A 25486-nucleotide genomic window follows, 5' to 3' on the forward strand; every position below is an offset into this window, starting at 1 on the left:
CTGCGAAACGCAGGGGCCTCTCCGTGGGTGAGCGCGCTAGTATCGGAGCTTCCACCATGCCCGGGCTTGGCCGTGTGCGGATGCACCCGGGAGCCAGGCCTCTAGAACCTTGCGGAAATGGATATCCTGTGGCTATCAGGCAGGATGCTGTGGGTCTGGTACGAGTAGTCGATACTCAGCACCTGTACAGAGAAGCCTGCGCCGGCGGTGAGCGAGGTTTGCCCTGCTCCCCATGAACCGCCTGCTCGGAGTGCCACCGGCCCGAACTGATACTCAGCGCCTGCCTTCAGCGTCGCTTGGTTCTGGTACACCGCATCGGCGGCCAGGAGAAGGCCTTTCATCGGGCGGAACGCCACTCCGAGCCCGAAGGACCTCTCGAACGGGTCGGATTCGCCATCTTTGTATTTCACGCTGCCTAGCAGATTCCGGCCCACCACGCCTACGCTCATCCATGGCATTGGGGTCCATAGTGCGCCCACATCTCCAGTGATTCCCCAGCCAGAGGAAGCAGGCAGGCTCTGGTAATAGTATTTCAGCGCCCCGCCTAGGCTCAGGTTCGGAATCACCTCGAACCCACCGCCGGCCACGGCGGTAAGGTCCGCCACTCCGAAAACCCCTGTCACGTTGGCGAATTCGTCGGTCTCTTCAATTCCCGATGCGTCGAGCCTAAGCAGTCCAACTCCGATGTTGCGCTGGGAGTACCCTACGGCCATGTAGTTTGCCGCCCTGAACTGGCTGGTGTATAGAGACGTCAGGCAGCGCCTCTGCATCAGCCCAAGGCCAGCAGGGTTGTAGTATATGGCCGCACCATCATCGGCGACTGCGATGTTGGCGCCTCCCATTCCAAGGGCGCGGGCGCCCATTCCGATATCCATCATCGCGGCCGTGCCCACCGGGTTCGTCGAGGCCATGGTCATCGTGCTACAAGCTAGCACAGCTGCCACAGCCAGGACGGCCGCGGTCATTTTGAATCGCATTTGCTCAGCCTCCTTCATACTTCTGCGGCGCCATGTCAGTTCATCCATCGATCCTAGGCGCCCGCCAGCGGTACGGCCGTCGGGCGCCCGGTAGGATCCCCTATTGCCCGCTACATTGGGCCCGGACCTGACTGTCCGTGGCTTACCACTAGCCTTCCGACCTCCGATTTCTCGCCGCTCTCAGTCACTACGACGTAGAGGTAGAGCCCGTATGCGAGCGGCCTGCCGTCTGATGATGCAAGGCCCCAGGTATACGAGTTGGCCGTGCTTGGAAGTGCGGCCTTGTGGACGAGGCGTCCTGCAATGTCGTATACGTACAGCTGACCCGCAGAAGCTATGCTGTAATAGAACGTCACATAGCTCTCTGCAGGGTTGGGCGCGGCAATCACAGGGCGGGAAAGCACCACTATGGTGAACTGCTCGCTCGTGGTCTGCGCACTCTCGTTCTCCGTATCGAACGCAGTCACCCTTACTCGATACAACCCGCCCTTGTCGACCTTCGAAGTATCCCATTCGTACTTCCCGGTGTTCTCCTGCCCGGCCGCAATCATGGCCCAGCCGAAGTTATCTGCGAGATAGTCGTATTCGAAGGTCATGGTGAGCTCATCGCCGTCTGGGTCTGATGCCTCGTACTCGATGAACCGGACCCCAGTCCAAACCGCGCCGGCCTCGGGCTTTCCGATCTTCACCGTCGGCGCGGTGTTGATCACTGTGATCTCGTGCTGGATCGTGCCTGTTAGTCCACCATTGTCGGCGACGGTCAGCTCCACCGTGAACTTGCCCTTCGCTGTGTACTTGTGCTTGGGGCTCTTCTCAGAACTGCTTACGCCGTCGCCGAACTTCCACAGCCACGTGGCAATCTCGCCATCGTCGGTGGACTCGTCGGCGAACTCCACCTCATCCGTGACTTTAGCAGGGGAGGGTGCGAATGAGAAGGCGGCGACAGGCGGATCGTTCACGATAGTGAACGGCCCAGCGATGCCTTCATTGGATTCGCCTGCTGGGTCGGTGGCCACGACTCGTACACGGAAGGAGTCGCCGCCCGCGCCGACGGTCCAGGTATCCCAAGGGTGGGAACCAGTATTGGCGATGTCGGCAGCGAGCTCGCGCCAGTTCTCGGCGTCGCGAGCCCAGTAGATGTCGATGGCTAGGTCATCTGCTGCATCATCCGGGTCAGCGGCTGTCCACATGATCTCCTTCGTCCCACGCCACTCTTCACCCGCTGCAGGGGCGGAAATCGTAACGGCAGGGGGGAGATTCAGTTTCAGGGCCACAGGTATTGCCGCGAATGGGCGGTACGGATCGTCAGCAGAGACGTAGATGTAGAGTGAGTAGGTTCCAGGCGCCGCTGCGGGGGAGCCCAGTGTCACTACAACATCCTGCCTGCCTCCTGCGAGCAGACGGCCAGAGGTGGGGTTCACCGATATCACTGAGCCAACAGGGGCGAATGCGACTGCCAGGCCATCCTCGATGTAGGACGCGTTGTAGGCGACCTGCAGTCCGTCATCGCCGATGGCATTTTCGATGCCTAAGGTGGCCGATGACACATCCCCTGGCATGTCTAGATACTGGCAGACGATTGTTCCGTCGGGCCTCAGGATCACCTGGAACGTCATGCCCGAGGAACTGCCCCACTGGGGAACACTCTGGAACTCCACGATGAACCGGCGGCCCGGCTCGTCGTAGTAGTAGAACACGTTGGCGCCTGCTGTTCCCGGATCGAGATCATCCCAGAACGCTGCGATCATATCGTTGGGTTTCGCCCCATCGGGAATCGGGCCGTTGATGTAGAACCCGCGAATCGAGGCCGAATCGAACGTCAGGTAGCCGTTGGAGGCGATATTCACTGTGGTTTTCGCCTGGCCGTAGAACGGGAACCTGAACGGCAGCGGCACGCTCACTCCTGATTCATCCGTCAGTGGAACGCGCGTTCCAAGGCTCTCGATCTCGATCCACTCGTATACGGGTCCGTGCTCCTGGTTGCTGTCCATCCACACATAGCCGAACTGATCGGGTCCGCCGGCGCCTGCACCTGCGTACCCCCTGGGTTCAAGCGCATACTCGCCCTTGGAGTGCGCTGCCGAGGCGTACTGCTTCCACTCAGGGCTCTGGGCGAAGCTCGGCGCCACGCCCACCGTGAAGTTCATCGGGGCAGCCCCTGTATTGCTCACGTTCAGATTTGTCTGGATTTCCGAGCCTGCCGCGATGACCTCGTTGAAGCTCAGGGGTTCAACCCCTAGTGTGGGGAGCCATTTCACGGAGATCGCCGTCTTGATGGATGCCTCGACTCCGTTCTCATCCACTGCGTGCACCCTTGCTTCATACTCCCCAATGCTGGAGTAGACGTGCTCCGCGTGGGCGTTATGCACAGGATCAGACCCATCGCCGAACTCCCACCACACATCTACTACTGGCACAGCTCCCGGAGTCACCGTGGCATCGAAGCTCACGGAGAGCGGCGGTTGCCCAATTTGGGGAGCAGCGGTCACGCCAGTGATGGACGGGCCTGCCTGTATGTGAATGAGCAGGTCCACATTGAGCGCTGCATTGAACGGGTCATTCGTCGTGATCTCGATGTGCTTATGGACGTCGTCGCCGGGCATGCCGATCTCGCTGCCGACGAACGTGACCGCAAGCTCGCAGACTGCTCCGGCGCCCACAGTTCCACTAGTGGGGTCGACTGTGATTCCGCGGGCTATCGGCATCTCGGTATTGACCAGGTAGACGTACTTGTTGTCCTGCGACGTGACCCACAGATTGCCGTCTGTATCCAGCTCCATCCCGGCCCCGCTGTAATTGAGCCCGGCGGGGTGTGGGAACTGTGCAATCACGGCTCGTGAGGCCACATCGATCGCGTAGATCATGTCGGGCGATCCGTTGTTCGATACAAACAGGACGCCATTGGGATGCCACGCCAGTCCTGCTATGCCCACTGGGAAGGCCCACTGCTCAATGACCGCGCCGGGAATATCCCAGCTTGGTCCCTTGACGTGGTATATGATGTCCTGATTCCATCCACCGATGTAGAAGGTGTCGTCACCAGCGTTGTAGGCCAGCCCCCGCTGGGATACCGAGGTCCATGAGCCTCCGGATGTGATGCTCATCATTACTGCGCCGGTGGCCGCGTTGAGGCCGTAGATTCCATTGTCGCCTCCCACATTCACTTGCCACACCAGATTTCGGGCCGCATCGTAGGCCATATCGCCAGGCCAGGATCCTGCCCACGGAGTGGCGAAGATGGTTCCGGTGTGGGCCCCGGCGGGTGTGACCACGTGATCCTTCTTCGGCGACGGATCGGCTATCCAAACGTTCGCGCCGTCGAAGCCCACTCCCCAGGGATTATCGATGCTCGCCGGAGCGGGCCACGATGCTATCACATCGCCGATGGCGTTTGGCCTTACTGAGGCTGCAATCCGCTCTACCACTTCAGTGCTGAGTGGATCGTACAGCCCTTCGGCACTCGTCGCGCTGGTCATGGAGGCGAATCCGACCCTCTTGGGCATGGCTATCAGAGGAGCTGGTCCGCCTTTCACCTTAGCGGAGAAGGTGAGAGGCGCATTGCCTGCACTGTTCTTCACAGCCACGGTCCTCGAAGCTGTCGCGTTCGCCGCCAGGGTGAGTTCTATGGACGTGGGCTCCACTTCAGCGTGGGGAAGGGGCCTCACATCGATCGCGAAGCTCGCCTTCGCCTGTGCGCCAAGGGCATCGGTGACAGTGAACACGGCCGTGTATGCCCCAGCTGCAGTGTAGGTGTGCACTGCGTCGAGGGCCGTCGATGAGGAACCGTCGCCGAAATCCCAGCCGTAGGACGCAACCTGCGTTTCGGGAGCGGAGTAGGCCGCGTGGAATGCCACCTGAAGCGGGGGTTCGCCAATGAGAGGCATTGCGCTTGCCTCGGTGATCACGGGCGGCCTCGCTACATTCACGTCCACTGGGACCATGATCATGGGGTACTCAGTGTCGTTGGTGTAGAGAACAATCGCGCCGCTGTGCGAGCCGGGGCTCAGGCGCTCACTGTTCACTGCTACAGTGATCTGTTCAGACCCGCCTGCCGCCACCGTTCCGTTCCTAGGGCTCCAGGTGAGCCATCTGGCAAGCGTTGGGCCGAGGTCTGTTTCCACTAGGTACATGGTGTTGTTTCCCTGGGATGCGATCCACAGGTTGCCTTCGGAATCGAATTCGCACCCGGCGCCGCTGTATGTTAGCCCTGCAGGGTGCGGGAACTGCGCTACGACAGAATGGCTCACTGGGTCGACGAAGTACACCATATCCGGTTCTCCGTTGTTCGTGACCGCCAGGATGTTCGCCATCGGATGGTAGGCTAGCCCTGCGATGGCAACCGGCATGGACCACTGATCAATGACCCCGCCCGGGTCGGCCCATGTCTCACCCTTGATGTGGTATATGATGTCCTCGTTCCATCCGCCGATGTAGAACGTGTCGTCGTTGGAGTTGTAGGCCAGGCCCCGCTGGGAGGTTCCTGCCCACGCCCCGGTGGTTATGGACCCGAGCACTGCGCCAGTGTCCGGGTTGAGCTTGTAGATCCCGTTATCCCCTCCAACGTTCACTTGCCAGACGCTCTCACCAGTGAACGCCATGTCAGCAGCCCAGCTGCCTCCGAAGGATGTATCCCAGATCTTCCCGGCGTACGCTCCGTCGGCGGTGACCACGACGTCTTTCAGTGCGTCGGGGTCGCCGATGATCACATCGCTTGTGTCCCAGTTCGCCCCCACGCCCCAGGTGAGCGTAACAGGCGCGGGAGAGGTCCAGCTCGCAATCACCGTGCCTACTGCACTGGGCAGCCACGGCGAGCGCTCGCAGTTCTCGTTTGGCTTGTATAGGCCGGATGCCGTTATCCTGCAGTGGTCGGCTGCCCCAGAATATGCCAGCCTTTCAGGCATATGCACCGAGTTGGCAGGCGCTTCGCTTCCGAATGCCAACCGGCCTGGCCCAGCATTGGACAGGGTCAGTGTTCTTTCGGCAATCTGGCCCTGAGCCATGGTGAGTCGGAACTGGCTCGGTGTCCAGGAGGCCGCTGGGGGCTGCTCAACCCGGACCTTCACATCAGCAGTGACCACATAGCCGTCGTTGTCAACTGCTGTGAAAGTCGCAGTGTACAGCCCATCGGATGCGTAGGTGTGCTCTGCGACGAATTCATGGACAGCGGGCGCGCCATCACCGAAGGTCCAGTACTTGTGAGCGATGGCCCCGTCGGGATCGCCCGCTGCAGCTACGAACTGGAAGTTCATAGTGACTGGGCCTTGAGGCGGGTTGACCCCGCAGGCCGTGATCACCGGCGACTGGTTGGGGATCACATTGACCTGCACAGGCACGACCGTCACTGGCTTCCGCACGTCGTTGGTCTCGAGGACCACTGCGCCTTCGAGCGAACCGGACTGGACTGGAGTGAGGTCGACCACGACATCAAGCTCCATACTTGCGCCTGGAGCTATGGTTCCGCCTGCTGGATCGAGAGAGAGCCACGCAAACGGCCATATCTTGATGGCGAGGCCGTTCTTCATGTATCCTGCAGTGTTGTACAGAATCTGCAGGCCGTCGTCGCCAGCGCCGTTTTCGATGCCCACAGTTCCGTCTTTCGCATACGAAGCAGAGGAGAATGTCATGTCGAGATACTGGTAGATGATAGTGCCGTTGGGGTAGAGGATAACCTGGAATGTGTATGACCCATTCGTGTAGTATCGCGGCGCCTGATTGTACTCGACGATGAACCGGTCATTTGCCGCGTCGTAATACTGGAACACACCGCCGCCTGCAGGAGCTCCCGCGGGCCGCAGATCGTCCCAGTAGACCGCCATGAGATCGTTCGGCAGGCGCGGGTTGGGGATCGGGTCATTCGAGTATGGCATTGATCCGGTGGCGCCGAATGTGAGATGCCCGTTGGCGTTCACCTTCACGGAGGTGCGCGTCTGTCCATAGAAGGGGAATGCCCATGGCAAGGCCACATCGACGTATTCGTCGTCGGTGAGCCCTGAGAGTTGGGTTCCAACTCCGCTGATCTCAACCCAGTCGAAAACGGGCCCGCCTGCGGCGTCGGAATCCTTCCACATGTAGCCGAAGGCATCTGGTCCGCCTGCCCCAGTGGGGAAGGCGCCGGATGGGCGAGGATCCACGTCATCCTTGCCTCCCGCTTCCCACATCTCAGTCGGTTCCACGGGTTTCCTGAATATCTCAGGAACGGACGAGGTGACAGCTGTCGCAGTGAACACAAGCGCGGCGTCGCCCGTGTTGGTCACGGTGAGCTTCTCTTGCCGCGACCTATGCGCGCGGACCGCGGAAGCGATCGCCGGAGGCTCAACCGATGCCTTGGGAAGGTCGCGGACGACGATGTGAACACTCTCAGCATCAGTCAGGCCGTCGTCGTCGGTGATGGTGAGGACGGCATCGTACTCTCCATCATTCTCATAGACGTGAGTCGCCGTGAGTGTTCCCATCGCGTGGGCGCTTCCATCGCCGTAATCCCATTCGATCTCGGCGATGTGGCCGTCGCTATCGCTCGCCTGCGCGGCGAATTCCACGGTGAGCGGGGCCTTTCCAGCCCACGGCTGAGCGGCAAGACTGGAGATGACTGGAGGAATCACCGATTCCACGTGAAGAAGAGTGTCAACGGTGACCTCGGGTCGCTCGGGGTCATTGCTCTCGATCACCACGTCTGCCGCGTAGTCTCCTTCAGGCAGATGGTCAGCGAAGAAGAGCACTTCCAGATCCGCAGTATCACCCGGCGCCACTGTTCCTTCGGTGGGGAACAGCATGGCCCAGCCGGGAATGAACACGACTGCCAGGTCGTCGTGGACATACGGCTGGTTGTATGCCGCCTGAAGTCCATCCGAGCCAGTGGAGTTCTCGATTCCTATGGTGGCCTCGTTAAGACGCGAGCCGGCCATAGTCTTGTACTGATAGATGATCCCGCCCTGGGGAGCCAGTATGGCCTGGAAGGTGTATGGCCCTCCACTTCCAAGCCTGGGTATGCTGTCCCACTGGACGATGAACCCTTCGTCGTCGGCCAAGTAGTACACGTGACCGCCTGCGCTCGGGTTCAGATCGTCCCAGAAGACGGCCAGCAGGTCGTTGGGAGCGGCTGACGACGGAATCGCTGCGTTCGACCAGGATGACCCGGATGCTCCAAACGTGAGATACCCGTTGGAACATATGCGGACCTGGGTCTTGGGCTGGCCGTAGAACGGGAATGTGAACGGCAGGTCCACCAGCTGGCTTCCATCATCGGATAGCGTGATCTCAGTGCCAACAGCGGAGATGTCGTTCCACTCTGGTTCGCCAACCCCCGGCTCGTCGGAGTCCATCCAGAAGTAGCCGTATTGGTCGGGGCCTCCCGAACCGAGCTTCCCGATCTTTGCGCCGGCAGCGGTTTGCTCCACTCTGCCGAGGAGCCTGACTGCGGCTGTGTAGTTCAGGTCTCCCAGACCGGAGTTGGTTATCGTGACGAACCTCGCGTCTTGCTCACCCCAGCGGAGGCTGCACTGGAGCGAGGTCGGATCCACCCCTATCACAGGCGGGAAGAACACCTGGATCCTGATGACCGCAATGCTCTCAATGCCGGAGTCGTTGAGAACATGGAACGAGGCATCATACGAGCCTTGATCTGTGTAGGTGTGATCCACATTGTACTCGTGCACTGGAGACGACCCGTCTCCGAACTCCCACCACACATCAACGATCTGGCCTGTAGGCGCCATCGCCGATGCGGTGAATGCGACCTGAAGTGGGGGAGGCCCGTACGTGGGGTCAGCTGTCGCGGAAGTTATCACTGGTGCGCCGCCTGCGGTGAGTGCGGCGGCAGCGTTAAGACGCCCACCCGTGAGGACCTTCCCCTGGAAGGCTGGCTTCACGTCTACTGTGCCCAGGATGGTGTCCTTCACGTTGGGCATGCCAGGGGACCAGCCCGCGGCGCCGGGGTACAGAGGCATCTCGGGGTACCTCGCATGCACCAGCGCTGCTGCTCCCGACACGTGAGGGGTGGCCATGGATGTGCCGTAGAAGAATGCGTAGTTCTCTGTGGGGGTAGGAGGAACGGGGTCAGGGGGCACCGTGGATAGTATGTATCCTCCGGGAGCGAACAGGTCCACGCTCACAGGGCCCCAGCATGTGCTCCACCAATCCGGGTAGCTGCAGGGTTCGTCGTTCTGCATGCTGGCTGCCACTGATATGATGTTGGACGAGTCATAGCTCGATGGATAGTGGGGGCTGACATCGGTGTTCGCGCCGCTATTGCCTGCGGCGCATACCACCAGCATCCCCGAGGCCTCGATTGCATCCTTGAGCGCCTGCTCGTACCCGCCTCCGCCCCAACTGCAGGAGGCGAGGACGGCGCCCTTTCCGGCGGCATACTGAAGCGCAAGGATTGCGTCGGAAGTGTAGCCTCCATCGGGGCCGATGAACTTTAGCACAATCACCTTGACGTTCCAGTTGATGCCTGCAACACCCATCGCGTTGTTCGACACTGCTCCGATTGTGCCTGATGTATGTGTTCCGTGCTCGTCATTGAGGTATCCGTTACTATCTCGCTCATTGGGATCGAACACTGAGTTGTCGCCGTTGAAGTAGTCCCATCCATTGACGTCATCGACATAGCCGTTGTGGTCATCATCAACTCCGTTGCCTGGTATCTCGCCTGGGTTCACCCAGATGTTCGGCGCGAGGTCAGGGTGGTGAATGTAGGCGCCGGTATCTATGATGGCTACTACAACATCTCCGGAGCCTGTGTGCTGCTCCCACGCCTCCGGAGCATCGATGTCAGCATCATTGACTGGGCTTCCGCTCATCTCAGGATCCTTGTAGGCAGGAGGCAGATTCTCGTTGTGAAGGCCCCACATCTCTGCAAACCTAGTGTCGTTGGGTATGACGGGGACCTGGTCGACGTAAACCTTGTAGTCTCGCTCAGCATACAGCACGCCGGGCATGCGGGACAGCTCAGCCACTGCCGCATCGGGAGTGACCCCTGAAGGCAGCTCCACCACGCCTATGGTCACACCCTCAGGCGACTCGAAGCTGGGGCTGAAGCTGGTTACCCTGCGTATAGTGTATCCGAGTCGCTCGATGGTTGCGCCTGCCGCTGTGGCGCTGATAGAGTCTGTCCGAACCTCGCTTGAGAAGCGGACGATCACCCGGTTCGGATGGTATTCCCCGGGGCCGGGCTGCCAGCCGCCGTGGAGGCCTGCGGGAGCGCCCTTGGCCAACGCTGATCCTCCTGTGAAGAAGGCAAGGATCAGCAGTATGGCCATGGCCGTCAGAAGAACCGAGGTACGCTGGTTCTCTGCCATGTATGGCTCTCTCCTTCCTGTGTTCGTCGTGATAATTCGCTGTAAACTGACAGTGGACAGTATACGTTGAAGCGCAAGACCACCCCCGCGCATATTGACCATGGCGCCGCGGCCTACTGCCAAGCCGGGCGTCACGGCCAAGTGCCAGATTTGATGTGCAATACGGCATATGGACACCGGAATCCTGCCGTTCACGGAATGTTACGAATACTGTCACGTGAGGCAGACGTTCAGGCTTTTTCGATCTCGTGCACCTTTATGAGGTTTGTGGTTCCCGCGACTCCAACGGGAACGCCCGCCGTTATTACGACGGTGTCACCTGGGTAGACCAGCCCTGCTTGGAGGGATCTTGCTGTGGCTATGTTGATCATCTGGTCGGTTGTTTTGATGTCTTCACCTACCACTGGAAACACACCCCACAACAGGTTCAGGAACCTCGCCGTGCGCTCATCGGGCGTCACTGCTACTATCTTGGTTCGAGGGCGGTGCTTCGACACCATTCTGGCAGTCCAGCCCGACACTGTGGATGTGATAATGGCGGCAGCGTTCACCTCTGCGGCTATCTGCACTGTCGCGTGGCCGATGGCATCGGTCACAGATGACGCGGCCCCGATCGCCCGATAGGTTACGGCCTCAGAGAACTGCAGGGCGGTTTCGGTCCTCTCGGCGATCCTGGCCATGGTGCGTACTGACTGCACAGGGTACTTGCCTTGCGCGGTCTCGCCACTGAGCATTACTGCATCAGTTCCATCGAAAACGGCATTGGCCACATCGCTGACTTCTGCGCGGGTGGGGTGGGGGTTTCTCGTCATGGAATCCAGCATCTGCGTGGCGGTGATGACCGGCTTGCCCGCCTTTCTGGACTTGTGTATCATCTGCTTTTGGATGATCGGCACATCTTCAGCGGGAAGCTCCACTCCCATGTCGCCCCTTGCCACCATGAGGCCGTCGGCTGCCCTGAGGATGGAATCAAGGTTCTCGATTCCATCCCTGCTCTCGATCTTAGCGATCACTGGGATTCCGGACCCGTTGGCAGCGAGGAACTGCTTGATCTCTGCCACATCCGACGCGTTCCTGATGAAAGAGGCGGCGATGATATCCACCCCGTACTCTATTCCGAAGATGAGATCGCTCCTATCGGCATCGGAAAGGGCGGGGAGGTTCAGCTTCTTCCCGGGAAGCGAGAGCCGCTTGTGGTCGCCTAGCTGTCCGCCGACCATGACCCGGCACTCCACCGATGATCCTGCCACTGACTTGACCTCTAGCTCGAGGAGCCCATCATCGAGAAGCAGACGGTCGCGGGGTACAACCGTCGCCGGAAGCCCCGCGTAGTTCACGCTCACGATGCTGGAACTCCCAACTACTGGCTCAGTCGTAAGCGTGAAAGCATCTCCTGCGTTGAGGGTGATCATCTTATCGGCGAATGTGCCTATGCGAATCTCGGGCCCCTTGGTGTCCAGCAGGATGGCGATGGGCCGGCCGAACTCAGCCTCCACAGTGCGAATGCGCGCTACCCGTGCCGCATGCTCCTCATGGGATCCGTGAGAGAAGTTGAGCCTCGCCACGTCCATGCCTGCCGCGGTGAGCTGTCGGAGCCGTTCGATATCCTCACTTGCTGGTCCTATGGTGCAGACGATCTTCGTTTTTCTCATGCAGAATACACCTTTCGAGTTAATGGAATGGCCGGGGCATCGGCCCCGGCCTCCTAACAGCATTGGGCGGCGCCTGGCTCTCGCCGTGCGGTCTATGATTCGGGCACGTACACCGGCCTTCCGCATGACACACAGTAGCGGGCGCCTTCCACCAGACTCGCGCCGCACTCGCAGGTGAGAGGCGCCTCCGGGCTTCCCGGGGTGGGGCCTTCAGCGGCCGAAGCGGGCTCTGCTGTAGACGCTGAGTCTGTCGCGGTCACTAGCGACTCCGGCGCCGCTGGCGCGCAGGGCGGGCTAGCCTCCTCTGGCGCCGGCCTTGATGGCTGAACCTCGGGTGTGCTGCTATCGTGGGACCGCGGCTCCCGCGCCATCTCTCGAACATGCTCGAGCTCAGCCTCGGCGTCGGCGATCAGAGCCTCCACAGCCGAGATCTCGCCTGACTTTGCTCGCAGCTTGTCCTGATCGAACTTCGCTCCATTCATCATCGCATGGGTCAGCTTGCCCAGTTCCTCGCATAGCAGCCTTCTCTTCGCATTGAGATCCGCGATTCTCGATTTCACCCGCTGGACATCGAGGAACTCCTTGGACTTGGATCCCATCGCGTCTATGCCCGAGGCAATCGTCTTGGCAAACTTATCCAGAAAGTCCGTCACAACGCTCCACCTCCAGATTCCTACGTTTGAGTGATCATTTCGACGCATCTGTATCATGTCCTCCATTCATGACATGACTTCATTCGATCGGACGTCGGCATGTGCCTCTCTGAGCGTCAGCCGGGAAGCTGCTGCACTGAAGAGCATGTTAGAGCATACGCATGCGAAGCGCTCAGTATGATCTAGCATAGGCGTGGGCGCGGCGCCGCTTTGGAGGGAAACGGGGATGCAAAGGAGAATTATGCATAAGTCAACATAGTAGTGAAGTGTTCGAATGCTGTTGAATAGGCGGGAGCGGCGATGGCGACGGCAGCTGCGGGATTGGCAGAGGGAGCGCCAATAGGGCGCGTATTCGACATTCGGCGGTACTCGATTCACGATGGCCCAGGCATCAGGACTGCAGTATTCTTCAAAGGCTGCCCTGTGCGGTGCGTGTGGTGCCACAACCCGGAGAGCCAGGAATTCGAGGATAGCGTGATGTACTGGCCAGACAGGTGCACTCGGTGCGGCGCCTGCGTGAGTGCATGTGCGTCTGGAGCGATACGAATCGCGGAGGATGGCAGCGGAAGGCCGATCACAAGGCAGGAGCTGTGTATTTCGTGTGGAGCGTGCGTGAAGGCATGCGCGGCTGCGGCGAGGACAATCGCGGGTAAGGCAGCCTCCGTACATCAGGTGATGGAAGAGATCGAGCGCGACCGGGTGTTCTATGACGAATCCGGTGGCGGCGCCACCTTCACAGGCGGTGAACCCCTTGCGCAGCCCGAGTTCCTCATGGCGCTCCTCCGGGCGTGTGTAGAGCGCGAAATCCACACTGCCGTCGACACCAGCGGAGTGGCGCCTGCCTCAGTTGTGGACTCAGCGGCACATCTGGCAGATCTGTGGCTGTTCGATGTTAAGGCGCTGGATCCAGGGGTTCACCTGGCTTACACCGGTTGCTCGAATGAGGTCATCATCGCAAACCTTAGGAGGCTCGCCGCTGGGGGCAGCAGGATCATCCTGCGCATGCCACTGATCCCCGGGGTGAACGATGGAGATGCCAACCTGCGCGCACTTGGGGATCTCCTGGATTCCCTCAAAGGCAGGCGTCCATCTCGAATTGACCTGTTGCCCTATCATCGGATTGGCGCTGAGAAGTATGTCAGATTGGGCAGACCGTACCTGCTTGACGGAATGGCGGAACCGGACGAGGGACTGATCACGAGTGTTGCAGAGAAGCTTCAATCCGCTGGGCTTCATGTGAAGATTGGAGGTTGATGCCGTGAATGACCGTGTTCGCGAACTAAGGCACAGAAGCCTTGAGGCAGCGCCTTGCATCTCCATTGAACGGGCCGAGCTGATCACCGAGTTCTATGCGAACGACCGGACGGCGTCGATGCCGATTCGCCGTGCGAGGGCGTTTGCGTATCTGTTGGAGCACAAGGCGATCCACATTGGAGATGGCGAGCTTATCGTGGGAGAGCGCGGGCCAGAGCCGAAGGCGACGCCCACGTATCCGGAGCTGTGCTGCCATTCCATCGGAGATCTCGAGATCCTCAACACTCGCGAGAAGATACCGTTCACATCGACCCCAGAAGTCCGCAGGATTCAGGAGGAGAGGATAATCCCGTTCTGGAGAGGCAGAACCATGCGGGAGATGATCTTCGCCAACATGACCGACGAGTGGAAGGCAGCCTACGATGCGGGCATCTTCACTGAGTTCATGGAGCAGAGGGCGCCTGGACACACCGTGGCAGGCGACAAGATCTATCACAAGGGGTTTGCACAGATCCGCTCTGATATCGCCCGGCGCCTCGAATCCCTCGACTATCTCGCGGATCCAGAAGCGCTCGCGAAGTCAGAGGAGCTTCGGGCAATGGATATCGCGGCTGAGGCGATAATCGCCTACGCTCGGCGCCATGCCGAGCTGGCGGCTTCCATGGCGCAGTCGGAGGCGCGCCCGGAGCGCGCAGGCGAGCTCCGGAGAATCGCGGAAGTGTGCTCATGGGTTCCTGAGAACCCTCCGCGCGACTTCTGGGAGGCTCTGCAGGCGTACTGGTTCGTCCACCTCGGAGTGATTACTGAGCTCAACACGTGGGATTCCTTCAACCCGGGAAGGCTCGATCAGCATCTGTACCCTTTCTACAGAAAGGGGCTTGCCGAGGGCTCTCTCACCGAGGAGTCAGCCCGGGAGCTTCTGCAGTGTTTCTGGATCAAGTTCAATAACCAGCCGGCCCCACCCAAAGTGGGTGTGACTGCGGCTGAGAGCGGAACATACACCGATTTCGCCAACATCAACTCCGGCGGGCTCACGTCCGATGGCAGGGATGGCGTGAACGACGTCACCTACCTGGTGCTTGATGTCATCGATGAGATGCGGCTGCTTCAACCCAGCTCCAACATACAGCTTTCGGCCAAGAACCCAGATCGGTTTCTGAAGAGGGCTCTGAGAATAGTCCGGAAGGGCTGGGGGCAGCCATCTATCTTCAACGCCGACACCATAGTGCAGGAGATGCTCAGGGTGGGCAAGACCCCGGAGGACGCGAGGTGCGGCGGGACTTCCGGATGCGTGGAGACGGGCGCGTTCGGGAAGGAAAGCTACATACTGAGTGGATACTTCAACTTGCCCAAGGTGATAGAACTCGCCTTGTTCAATGGGGTGGATACCCGTACAGGGGTGCAGCTCGGCCCGCGCACGGGAGATGCCCGAGGTTTCTCGAGCTTCGAAGAGCTGTGGCATGCCTTCACAGAACAGCTGAACTACTTCATAGACGTGAAGATCAGAGGAAACAACGTGATAGAGCGGCTGTACGCAGCCTACATGCCTGCGCCGTTCATGTCGCTGATCATTGACGATTGCGTGGCAAGAGGGCGCGATTACAACGATGGCGGGGCCAGATACAATACCACCTACATCCAAGGGGTGGGAATCGGCACTGTCACCGACAGCCTATCCGCGATCATGCACCATGTGTTCGATGAGAAGCGGCTGACCATGGCGGAGCTCCTCGACACGCTATCCCGGGATTTCCACGGGCGCGACGGCCTGCGCAAGGCGCTCTGGGAGGAAACGCCCAGGTACGGCAATGACGACGACTATGCCGATGGCATCATGTCCCGTGTGTTCCACGCATTTCTCGACGCGGTGGATGGAAGGCCCAACACCAAAGGCGGACGATACTGCGTCGACATGCTTCCCACTACCTGCCACGTATACTTCGGCTCGGTTACTGGCGCTACCCCAGATGGACGTCGAGCGTGGCAGCCATTGTCGGAGGGAATCTCGCCTGTGCAGGGCGCAGACCGCAGGGGGCCGACAGCCGTGTTCAAGTCCGCCTCCAAGATGGATCATGCGCTCACCGGGGGAACTCTTCTGAATGTGAAGTTCACCCCGCGAGTGCTTGAGGGCGAGGATGGAATCGATAACCTTGCCCACCTGGTGAGGGGCTACTTCAAGCTCGGCGGGCACCATGTCCAGTTCAACGTGGTCAATGCGGAAACACTCCTAGATGCACAGACCCACCCTGAGAAGCATCGGGATCTGATCGTCCGAGTGGCAGGCTACTCCGACTACTTCTGCGATCTATCCCGGGCGCTGCAGGATGAGATCATAGCCAGAACCGAGCATGAGGCGATGTAGCCGAACCTACGACGCCAGGATTTGCGCATGCCCCGAGGGTTGTCGCTTAACCGCTGGGCCTTAGCCGTTGGGCATGTTGCTTTATGGCAGGAGCAGAGGTATAATCTGTCCGTACCTAGGGCCGGTCACACCTTGGGGCATGTTCTGTAGGGTGCGTCCAGCGACCTTCTGTGCACTTCGCTGCGGGAGATAGTATGATGCGGCGTTCCGCTGGCCTCAGGCGCCAGATTCTTTCTGGGTATATGGTCCTCGTGGTGATCACCGGAGTGGTTGGCACGTGGGCCATATATAATTTCGTCCACCTTGCACGTGTAATCACGGAGATCACAAGAGAGAACTACATAAGTGTGCTGGCTGCGGAGAATATGGTGGCCGCGATCGAAAGGCAGGACAGCGCCGAACTTCTAATGCTCCTTGGCGAGGTGAGGGGAGCGGGCGATATCTACCAGATTGGCCATTCCGACTTCCTCAAGTGGAGCGCCACGGAGGAGACCAACATCACCCTTCCCGGAGAAGGGAGGGTCTTCAATGAGGTGAAGGCCAGGTACAAGGAGTACGGCAGCCTGTTCGAGGCCATGCACGGCCTCGTTGTGGGGGGCGATTCCGCTGGCGCCAGGCGCGTGTATCTTGCCCAGGCCGAGCCCATGTTCAAGGCGATCCGCGGGAGTTTGCAGGAGCTCCTTGAGATGAATCACCAGGCGCTGATGGAGGGCAACTCCCGATCTCGTGCAGCCGCGAGATGGGCGACTGTGTCCACTGTGGCCGTTGGGGTATCCGCTGTTCTCATCGGTGTGTTTCTGGGCGCGGGCGTATCTGCCTCGGTCGTCCGTCCGACCCTGGATCTCACAAGGGCCGTGCGGAGAATCAAAGAGGGCAACCTTGATGAGGCGGTGGAGGTGCAGTCCACCGACGAAATCGGCGAGCTGGCGCAGGAGTTCAACAACATGGTGGCCAGGCTCCGCGAGTACGAGGAGGCCATGAGCGGCAGGGTAGCGGCTGAGCAGCGGAAAGCGCTCACGGTCATCACTGCCATGGATGAGGCGGTGGTCTTGATCGACGGGGACAGGCGGATACTGATGATGAACCCGTCCGCAGAAGCCTTCCTGGGCCTGCGGCGCGATGAAGCGGTGGGCAGAGACGCCTTCGAGGCGATCGCCAGGACGGACGTCGCAGGCATGATAGGCAGGGCGCTGGCTGATGGCGTCGCTCCCCACCCCAGAACCGTATCTGCCATGCAAGGCGATGAGCAGAGATTCTACGAGGCGGAGGTTGTTCCCCTCGCATCGGTCGCGCTGCACACGAGCGTGGGATCAGAGAGAGCAGGGGAAAGGCCGTCAGGGGCGGTGGTCGTCTTCAAGGACGTCACATACTTCGCAAGGCTCGAGAAGATGAAGTCGGATTTCCTGTCCGACGTCTCCCACGAGATTAGGACTCCGCTCACGTCCATTGCAATGGGCGTCGGAATGCTGCGTGAGAGTACGGCCATGTCTGGCCTTACCAGAGAGCGGGCCCTAATAGACATGGCGGAGGAGGAGACAGCCAGGCTCACCGGCCTAGTGGATGATCTCCTTGAGCTTTCCAAGCTGGAATCGGGCAGGGTTAACCTGAAGCTGCAGGATGTGGAGTTCCAGATGATCCTCGATCGCGCGCTGTCTCCTTTTGGCCCACAGACTGCTGATAGAGGAGTCGCGCTTGAGGTGGAAGCGGTCGAGGCTCTGCCCGTGGCGAGAGTGGACCCTGACAAGGTGATATCGGTTATCGCTAATCTGCTATCGAACGCGCTGCGCTACACTGCCCCCGGCGGCCGGATCGCGCTTCGAGCATCTCGGCGTGGAGACGAGATAGCTGTCTCGGTATCCGACACCGGCCCCGGTATCCCGGTGCATCAGCGCGAGAAGATATTCGACAGGTTCTACCAGATGAAAGAACGCCCAGGAGGGGCGGCAGGCCTGGGGCTTCCCATTAGCAAGGCCATTGTTAAGGCCCATGGCGGGGAGATATGGGTCGAGGGTGAGCCTGGGCATGGCGCTACCTTCGTGTTTACGCTTCCCATTGCCGGCCCGCCTACTTCGCCTTCGACGACGGCGGCGACGGTTGCGGCTGTCGCCCCGACTGTGTTGGCAGAGAAACAGGCGAGCGCAGATTGAAAGTGAGTGAGTTCAGATGAGCGGCGAGAGAATCCTCGTGGTGGATGACGACAGGAGCATCAGGTTGCTTCTCACCCAATGCCTTGAGGAGGCTGGCTACAAGGTGACGTCCGCAGTGGACGGTGAGCACGCTCTTGAGAAAGCCGAGGAGGGCAGCCACGATCTGGTGATGCTCGACATGAAACTGCCAGGAATGGACGGGGTGAGCGTACTAAAGAGGATCAGGACGTTGGTTCCAGATCAGCTCGTGGTCATCATAACAGCTCATGGAACCATTGAAACCGCGGTGGAGGCTATGAAGGCTGGCGCAGCGGACTACCTGCAGAAGCCGTTCACTCCTGATGAGATCCGTGCCATCGTCCAGCACAACCTGGCGAAAAAAACTGATGTGGCCCAGACCCAGGGATCTGGGAACGCCGATGCGCGCTCGTTCACGCCTGATCAGCGCGTAGCAGAGGCGCGGGCGCTCTTACGTGAGGGCGACGCTGTCAATGCAGTCCCAAGGCTTCTTCTCGCACTGAACCAGGACCCAGCCAGGGCGGATGTGTTCAACCTCATGGGAGTCGCGGATGAGAAACGTGGTTCAATTCCAGCAGCACAGCGCATGTACAGGGTAGCGGTGGCGCTTGATCCATCATATGCTCCTGCTGAAAGAAACCTGGACAGGGTGTGCCAGTGGCACTACTCGCCATCAGGCATCGACCTAGGCGATCTGGAGTAGGGGGACACGTTGCATGCGAGTCCTGATAGTGGGTTGCGGCCGTGTTGGCGCAACCCTTGCCACATCTCTTGCAGATGATGGGCATGACGTGGTGGTGGTGGACCGAGACCCAGAGGCCTTTGCGAATCTCGGGGCCACCTTCAATGGGATGACCGTAACCGGGGCAGGCATCGATCAGGATGTGCTGAAGGAAGCCGGCATAGATGGGACTGATGCCTTCGCGGCTGTGACCGCGAGCGATAGCTCGAACCTCATGGCGGCACAGGTGGCTCAGAGGATGTTCGGCGTCAAGCGGGTTGTGGCCAGGATAAACGAGCCTCGCAATGAGGCCATGTTTCGCGATCTGGGCGTTCCAGGTGTCTGCCCTACCGATCTCGGCGCTTCGAGCATCAGGAGTATGCTCCTTACTGTGGGAATACAGACCCAGTATTCGGTTGGGGCAGGTGAAGTCGTGATCGCCGATGCAATCGTGGGCCCGGCGCAGGATGGAAAGACAGTAGGCGACATTGAGATCCCGGGCAAGGCGCGGGTGTGCGCCGTTATTGCCGACGGCATCGCACGGGTGGCAGATCCAGGGTTTAAGCTGGCTGCAGGCGACGGGCTAGTGGTCGCGGTGCGCGTTGATGCTTTCGCAACATTGCGGGATCTCTTGGAGGATTAGGTATGCGCATTGTTGTTGTTGGCGCCGGAAAGGTTGGCTACTACCTTGTCAAGACGCTAATTGATCGTGGGCACCACGTTTCTCTGGTGGACAGGGACCCGGCGAGATGTCAGAGGACGGCGGAGCAGACAGGCATCCTCACGGTGTGCGGCGATGGGACTGATCCAGGGGCCCTGGGCGATGCCGGGGCGGACGCCGCGGACGTGGTTGCAGCCGCCACCGGAGAGGATGAAGTCAACCTGGTGATCTGCCAGGTGGCCAAGAAACGGTTCGGAGTGCGGCACGTGGTCGCAAGGGTGAACAACCCGAAGAACCGGGAAACCCTCGCATTGCTGGGCGTGGACACGGCGATATCCGGCACAGCTCTCATCGCCGATGCGATAGAGGAGGGAATCACGTGCGAAGGCTGAATCCTCCAGCTGCTGCTGCTGGCGTTCTTGTTGAGATCGCAGGTGCTTTGTTCCTTATCCTGGTGGGTGCAGTCATCACTTGGCTGATCCCCCGGATTGTCAGGTAGGGGGCTTCAGTGTGAGTACGACTTCTGCATCCAGGCGTGTGAAGTCATTCGGGCCAATCGGCTGGTACACAGGCAAGATGATGCTGCTTCTGGCAGGAGTGATGGCGGTTCCACTAGTGACATCTGTCATCGCTGTGGAACTTCCGACGGTGCTTGATTTCGTATCCGGCATAGGGGCGTCGGCCTCGCTGGGGTTCTTCCTCATGATTGTGTTCCGCGGCCACGACGGGGATCTTTCCTGGTCGCAGGGGATGGTGGTCGTTGCGCTAAGCTGGCTCGCCGGCGCCGTCTTGGCTGCGTTTCCCTACTACCTGAGCGGACACTGGAGCTCTTATCTTGACGCCATGTTCGATGTGATGAGCGGGCTCACTACAACAGGCATCGTGCTCATTCAGGACCTCGACCATGTGTCAATCGGCCTCAACATGTGGAGGCATCTCCTCACGTGGATAGGCGGGCAGGGCATCGTAGTCCTCGCCCTGAGCTTCCTTTTCCGCAGCATGCCTGGGGCGTTCAAGCTGTACGTGGGAGAAGGCAAGGATGTACGGCTGCAGCCGAACGTAATCAGCACTGCCAGAGCGATTTGGATGATCAGCATCATCTACCTTGTGATCGGCACTGCGGCCCAGGGCATCGTCGGCATCGTGATAGGGCAGCCTCCAGTCACTGCCTTTCTCCACGGTATGTGGGTGTTCATGGCGGCCTGGTCCACCGGGGGTTTCACCCCGATGAGCCAGAACATCATCTACTACCACAGCCTGCTATATGAGATTGTCACGATAGTGTTCTTTCTCATTGGCTCGCTCAACTTCAACCTGCACTGGGCGGTGATGACTGGGAACCGCAAGGAATTGTACAGAAACCTCGAGACAGCAACCTTCGCTGTGACCTCGACTGTGCTCGGGGCGCTCGCAGCCTTCGAACTGGGGAAGCAAGGCGTGTATCCAGACGCCGTATCGCTATTCAGGCGAGGATACTACATAATCCTATCTGCCCACACCACTACGGGCTTCGCGAGTGTGTACGCGCGCCAGATCGTGCTGGAATGGGGGCCGCTTGCGCTGTTCGCGGCCAGTTTGGCTATGCTGTTCGGAGGGTCGGCATCGTCTACCGCCGGCGGTTTCAAGGCTATGCGGATAGGCATAGCCTTCAAGGCCGTAGCGCAGGACGTGACCAAGCTGATACTCCCGGAGTCGGCTGTTGTGGTGTCGAAGATACACATGGGGCAGGACATAGTCCTTGAAGACAAACATGTGAGACCGGCGCTGGAGATCATCTTCCTCTATGTCCTGTCGTGGTTTATCCTTGTAGCAGCGACTGTGCTTGCTGGGTATGGCCTCCCAGGGGCTGTTTTCGAGTCCGCTTCCGTGATCGGAAATGTGGGGTTGTCATGCGGGATCAGCACTCCGGCCATGCCCGCGTTTCTGAAGGTGCTCTACATTCTCGGCATGTGGGTTGGAAGACTCGAGTTCATGGCAGTGTTCGTGTTTGTCGGAAGGATCGCTAGGATAGTGGGGGGAGCGAGGGCATGAGCCGGATGCACACGGGGTCGTATGATCCCCTGAGTCGAGCGGCATTCATATGCATCTTGATTATTGCATCCCTCGCGTTGATGGCGTTGGCGGGCGGGGGAGAGTGCGGGGCCGAGGCCGGATCTGCGAAGCGGGTCAGGGTGCTAGACCTCATCGAGCACGCGAAGGAACTGGACGGCGCCATTGTGGAAATCCAGGGCGAACTGGTCGGAGACATGATGCTCAGGGGAGAGACAGCTTGGATCAACGTGAGCGACGATGGAGTCGTATGCGGGGTATGGGGGCCCGCTCTGCTTTTCGGCGAGGTGAACCGCTCCGGCGGCTGCTACAAGCGTACAGGCGACGTGGTGCGCGTTATGGGAGTGTTCCGGCGCGCAGACCCTGAGCAGGGCGGGGAGCTGGCGGTAAAGGCTCAGGATATCCAGGTGGCATCCCCGGCGGCGCCGGCGGCCAAACCTGTCGATGCAGTACGGATACGGGGCGCAGCCATGTGGGCTGGGGCTGCGATAGCCCTGGGCCTAGTCTTCGTATCCACTCGAAGAAAACCCGTTCAGAACGGAGAATAGGCGGTCGAGCAACGAATGGAGTACCCGATTGATTACCACATGCACCTAGAACGTGCCGGGATCACCCGCGGCAACGCGATGCGTTTCATTGAGAGAGCCATGGAGGTTGGTATTTCCGAGGTGGCCTTCACGGAGCACTCCCACAACTTCGTTGAGACTGCGGGGCTTCTCAGGCAGCCAGGCTTCGTCTCTCGGCATGGCCACAGATTCTCAGCCGACGACTATGTCGATCTGGCATTGGGCCTGAAGCGCGAAGGGCTTCCGGTTAGGCTGGGCATTGAGTTCGATTACATCGAGGAGAGCTCAGATGCAATAGCGGAGTTCCTCAAGAGGCATCCCTGGGACGTGGTTCTCGGGTCAGTGCACTGGCTCGGTGATTGGGGTTTCGACATATCCCCGGAGAGCTGGAACGGAAGACAGGTGGAAGATGCCTACAGGCGCTACTTCACGATAGCGACGCGCGCGGTGGGAAGCGGGATCTTCGATGTATTGGGCCACCCAGACGTTATCAAGGTGTTTGGAGCAAGGCCTGGGCCGGATTTCGAGCCTGAGCTGCTTCACCTGTACGATGACCTGATCTCCGCCGCTGCTCGGACAGGCACGTGCCTTGAGCTGTCCAGCGCGGGGCTGCGAAGGCCGGTCGGCGAGGCATACCCAGATGCGAGGCTTCTGGCTCGGGCGAAGGCAGGCGGGGTCGGCATCACCCTGGCCTCCGATGCTCACGAGCCGGATGATGTGGGGTCGCGTTTTGCCGAGATCGTGGCGATAGCGCGCGATTCCGGATATTCGGAAGTCACAGGTTTCCAAGGGCGGCGCCGCAGGGCGGTGGCGCTTTCGTAGAGAGTGGGGCGGACGTGTGTCCGCCCCTTCTCAGCCGCCTGCCGAGTTTCTGCAGGTCTTTGTGGGATCGATTGCGGTCGCTAGCGGCAGTCCCTCATGAATGCTCCAAGGACTGGGCCTGGGAAGACATCCACCGCTCCGGCTGTGAAGAGGGTTGCAGGGAATGCCTGTGTTGCGGCGCCTACCCATACTCCGGGCAGTCCGGCTACTGGCGCGAGAGGCACGCTCACGGCGCCGCCGGGCCAACTGAACACGGCGCGGTATGGCTCTGATGTTGAAAGCTGCGGCAGGTTCACGCTCGATACGAGCACCTGGGTGTTGCCAAACTGGTCGGTTCTGAGCCACAGTGCTCCACCGGCATTCGGCGCATACGTTGGCACACGCGGGCTCAGCGCCAACACGCAGACCCGGGTGATCGGCGGAGGCGGAATCACTACAGTAGGCACGCATATCCGCTGCCCCACGTAGAGCCTGTTGGGGTCGACCCCTGGGTTCGCCCTGATGAGGGCGTCGACTGTAGTGCCGTATCTCCTGGCGATCAGGTAGTAGGTGTCGCCGGGCTGCACCACGTAAATGAACCCAGGGCATGGCGCTGGGCCAGGGATAGGGATGCAGATCGTCTGCCCGATCATCAAGTTGAGCGGGTCTATCCCTGGATTCGCAGCCATGAGCGCATTGACCGTGGTTCCGAAGCGCTGGGCGATGGTGTATAGGGTATCGCCCGCCCTAACCACGTATAGAGTCCCCCCGGGGCAGGTGGGGAACTGCGCTGCGTAGAACTCGTCATAGACCATTGACATGCTTCCATCACTCCCGTGTTGGTCTGGTACAGGGTATGCGGCAGTGCGACCGTCGTCATTGTGCTCAAAGTCCTGATGGACGGAAGTCCCGGTGTTGCGGAAACGCGGTCGTGGAGGTGAGGATAGATGAGAATGACAGTATCGGTCGCAGTCTGCGCCTTTCTGGTGCTGGTGATGGCGGCAGCGGCCTTTGGAGCTGGCGAGCCGGCGGTGACCGGTTGCCATCCTGATGCGGCGGCGCGTTCCAGCCCGCGTGCGCTTCCGGTTGCAGAGGCGCGGGCGGAGATGCTTCCATTCAATGTTTGGGTTGTTGCCTACGAATCGTGCGTCCACGATTCAGAGCGAGCCGCGGATTTCGGAGTTGAGCCCTTCTCCAGGTTCGTCATGGCAACCTACACGTACGACAGGCTCGGGTATCTCATTGACGAGACCATCCATGGCATTCGCGGCGTGCCGGCATCGCAGTGCGTCTACCGCCGCGGGGCAGACGGCGAGATTCTAGAGGTGCGGCATCTGGCCGACGATGGCAGCCTGACCGGCACGGAGACAGCCGAGTACTCTTGCACGGACGGCGGGGCAATTGTGCTCAAGCGCACTCTGAAGGACCCTGCGGGCAAGGCCATGGAATGGACCATCATAAGCCACGACGGTGATGGACGCGAGGTCTCGCGCGAGCTTTACGCGGGAGACGGCGCTCTCCTTCGTACATACTTGACTGCCTACGACGGACGCGGGAAGCGCGAGTCGGTCAGTGAGTATGATGCGGATGGGGTCCTGTGCTCTGAGACGGTTTGGCAGTATGATCTACTCAGAGGCACGCTGCTGATGGAGGTGACCGTTGGTCCGGCAGGCACATTCATGGCATCGTACGAGCCTGATTACAGTGGAGGCTGGAGTGTGCGGAAGGTGTTTCGGGCGAAGCCAGATGGCAGCTCGGGGCTAACCTGGGAACCGTATGAAACGGTGTACAGAACAGTTGATGGCTACGGCTGAGGCGACTAGCGATGGCCCCTAGTTTGGGGGAGAGGACGACGGCTATTCGGCTATTCAGCGATTCAGCGATTCAGCGATTCAGCGGGTCAGCAATTCGGCGATTCAGCGGGTCACGCAAAGGGCTGCGGCGACCTGTTGCCCATCTTGAGCACCGCAGCTCCGAGTACCTTACTGCAGTTGGCGTGCAGCACTGCACACGCATCTGGCCTGGCGGCCTGGCAGCAACGCCCGCGGGGATAACGACGAAGCGAGCCCCACGACGGTCGCAAACCTGAGCGCTCCCCGGAAGTCCGAGGCGGCCCGAGCGCGTTTCCGTAAGGTTCCCGGTGAAGGTGGGCGGATCTGACCCGGGCTATCCGTCGAAGTGGTCGAAACCCCTTTAGCCCCGTAACTCAATTGGAGAAATCCTGATCATTTGATACGATTGAGTTGGGGGTGCTTGATAGTGCAGGACAGACACGACGCGGTCTTCAGAAAACAGATTGTGGACGAGTGCGAAGAGGTAGGCAACATCT

General features: G+C 60.0%; 15 protein-coding genes. 10 read left to right on the top strand and 5 right to left on the bottom strand.

Annotation, left to right across the window (positions count from 1 at the left end):
• Nucleotides 1–101: 101 nt before the first annotated feature.
• The 4 genes from VB144_09925 to VB144_09940 all read right to left on the bottom strand — a co-directional run bounded on the left by VB144_09925 (nt 102) and on the right by VB144_09940 (nt 12578).
• A complete protein-coding gene (locus VB144_09925; protein ID MEA4883950.1) occupies nt 102–977 on the bottom strand; it encodes a PorV/PorQ family protein in 876 nt (291 codons plus the stop codon).
• 110 nt (nt 978–1087) lie between these two features.
• Complete coding sequence (locus tag VB144_09930; protein MEA4883951.1) at nt 1088–10273, bottom strand: PKD domain-containing protein; 9186 nt, start codon at nt 10271–10273, stop codon at nt 1088–1090.
• Between the two features lie 230 nt (nt 10274–10503).
• Entirely contained in the window at nt 10504–11925 is a 1422-nt protein-coding gene (gene pyk, locus VB144_09935) for a pyruvate kinase (GenBank protein MEA4883952.1), read from the bottom strand.
• 92 nt (nt 11926–12017) lie between these two features.
• Nucleotides 12018–12578 carry a hypothetical protein gene (locus VB144_09940; protein MEA4883953.1) on the bottom strand — a complete coding sequence of 187 codons (561 nt, stop codon included), beginning with the start codon at nt 12576–12578 and terminating at the stop codon, nt 12018–12020.
• A gap of 300 nt (nt 12579–12878) precedes the next feature.
• Between VB144_09940 and VB144_09945 the strand changes: the two genes are divergently transcribed.
• The 9 genes from VB144_09945 to VB144_09985 all read left to right on the top strand — a co-directional run bounded on the left by VB144_09945 (nt 12879) and on the right by VB144_09985 (nt 23178).
• A complete protein-coding gene (locus tag VB144_09945) occupies nt 12879–13832 on the top strand; it encodes a glycyl-radical enzyme activating protein (protein MEA4883954.1) in 954 nt (317 codons plus the stop codon).
• Between the two features lie 4 nt (nt 13833–13836).
• Nucleotides 13837–16194, top strand: a complete 2358-nt coding sequence (hypD, locus tag VB144_09950) for a trans-4-hydroxy-L-proline dehydratase (protein MEA4883955.1) — start codon at nt 13837–13839, stop codon at nt 16192–16194.
• A gap of 197 nt (nt 16195–16391) precedes the next feature.
• A complete protein-coding gene (locus VB144_09955) occupies nt 16392–18341 on the top strand; it encodes an ATP-binding protein (protein ID MEA4883956.1) in 1950 nt (649 codons plus the stop codon).
• Between the two features lie 16 nt (nt 18342–18357).
• The gene (locus VB144_09960) at nt 18358–19062 is read left to right on the top strand and encodes a response regulator (protein ID MEA4883957.1); all 705 of its coding nucleotides are present in this window, start codon (nt 18358–18360) and stop codon (nt 19060–19062) included.
• A 13-nt stretch (nt 19063–19075) separates the two neighbouring features.
• On the top strand, nt 19076–19723 hold the full coding sequence (locus VB144_09965) for a TrkA family potassium uptake protein (GenBank protein MEA4883958.1): 648 nt from the start codon (nt 19076–19078) through the stop codon (nt 19721–19723).
• Nucleotides 19724–19725: 2 nt separating this feature from the next.
• Complete coding sequence (locus VB144_09970; protein ID MEA4883959.1) at nt 19726–20133, top strand: TrkA family potassium uptake protein; 408 nt, start codon at nt 19726–19728, stop codon at nt 20131–20133.
• Nucleotides 20134–20251: 118 nt separating this feature from the next.
• A complete protein-coding gene (locus tag VB144_09975) occupies nt 20252–21772 on the top strand; it encodes a potassium transporter TrkG (GenBank protein MEA4883960.1) in 1521 nt (506 codons plus the stop codon).
• On the top strand, nt 21769–22338 hold the full coding sequence (locus VB144_09980; GenBank protein ID MEA4883961.1) for a hypothetical protein: 570 nt from the start codon (nt 21769–21771) through the stop codon (nt 22336–22338). The genes VB144_09975 and VB144_09980 overlap by 4 nt, the downstream gene beginning before the upstream one ends.
• A 15-nt stretch (nt 22339–22353) precedes the next feature.
• Nucleotides 22354–23178 carry a histidinol-phosphatase HisJ family protein gene (locus tag VB144_09985; GenBank protein MEA4883962.1) on the top strand — a complete coding sequence of 275 codons (825 nt, stop codon included), beginning with the start codon at nt 22354–22356 and terminating at the stop codon, nt 23176–23178.
• Between the two features lie 80 nt (nt 23179–23258).
• Here the strand turns inward: VB144_09985 and VB144_09990 are convergent, their stop codons facing one another.
• The gene (locus VB144_09990; protein MEA4883963.1) at nt 23259–23978 is read right to left on the bottom strand and encodes a LysM domain-containing protein; all 720 of its coding nucleotides are present in this window, start codon (nt 23976–23978) and stop codon (nt 23259–23261) included.
• Nucleotides 23979–24104: 126 nt separating this feature from the next.
• On the opposite strand from VB144_09990, the gene VB144_09995 reads away from it, so the two are divergent.
• Nucleotides 24105–24971, top strand: coding sequence for a hypothetical protein (locus VB144_09995; GenBank protein ID MEA4883964.1), 867 nt, complete (start codon nt 24105–24107; stop codon nt 24969–24971).
• Nucleotides 24972–25486: the final 515 nt, after the last annotated feature.

It is taken from the genome of Clostridia bacterium (assembly GCA_034926675.1).
Classification (GTDB): Bacteria; Bacillota; DTU025; order DTU025; family DTU025; genus JAYFQW01.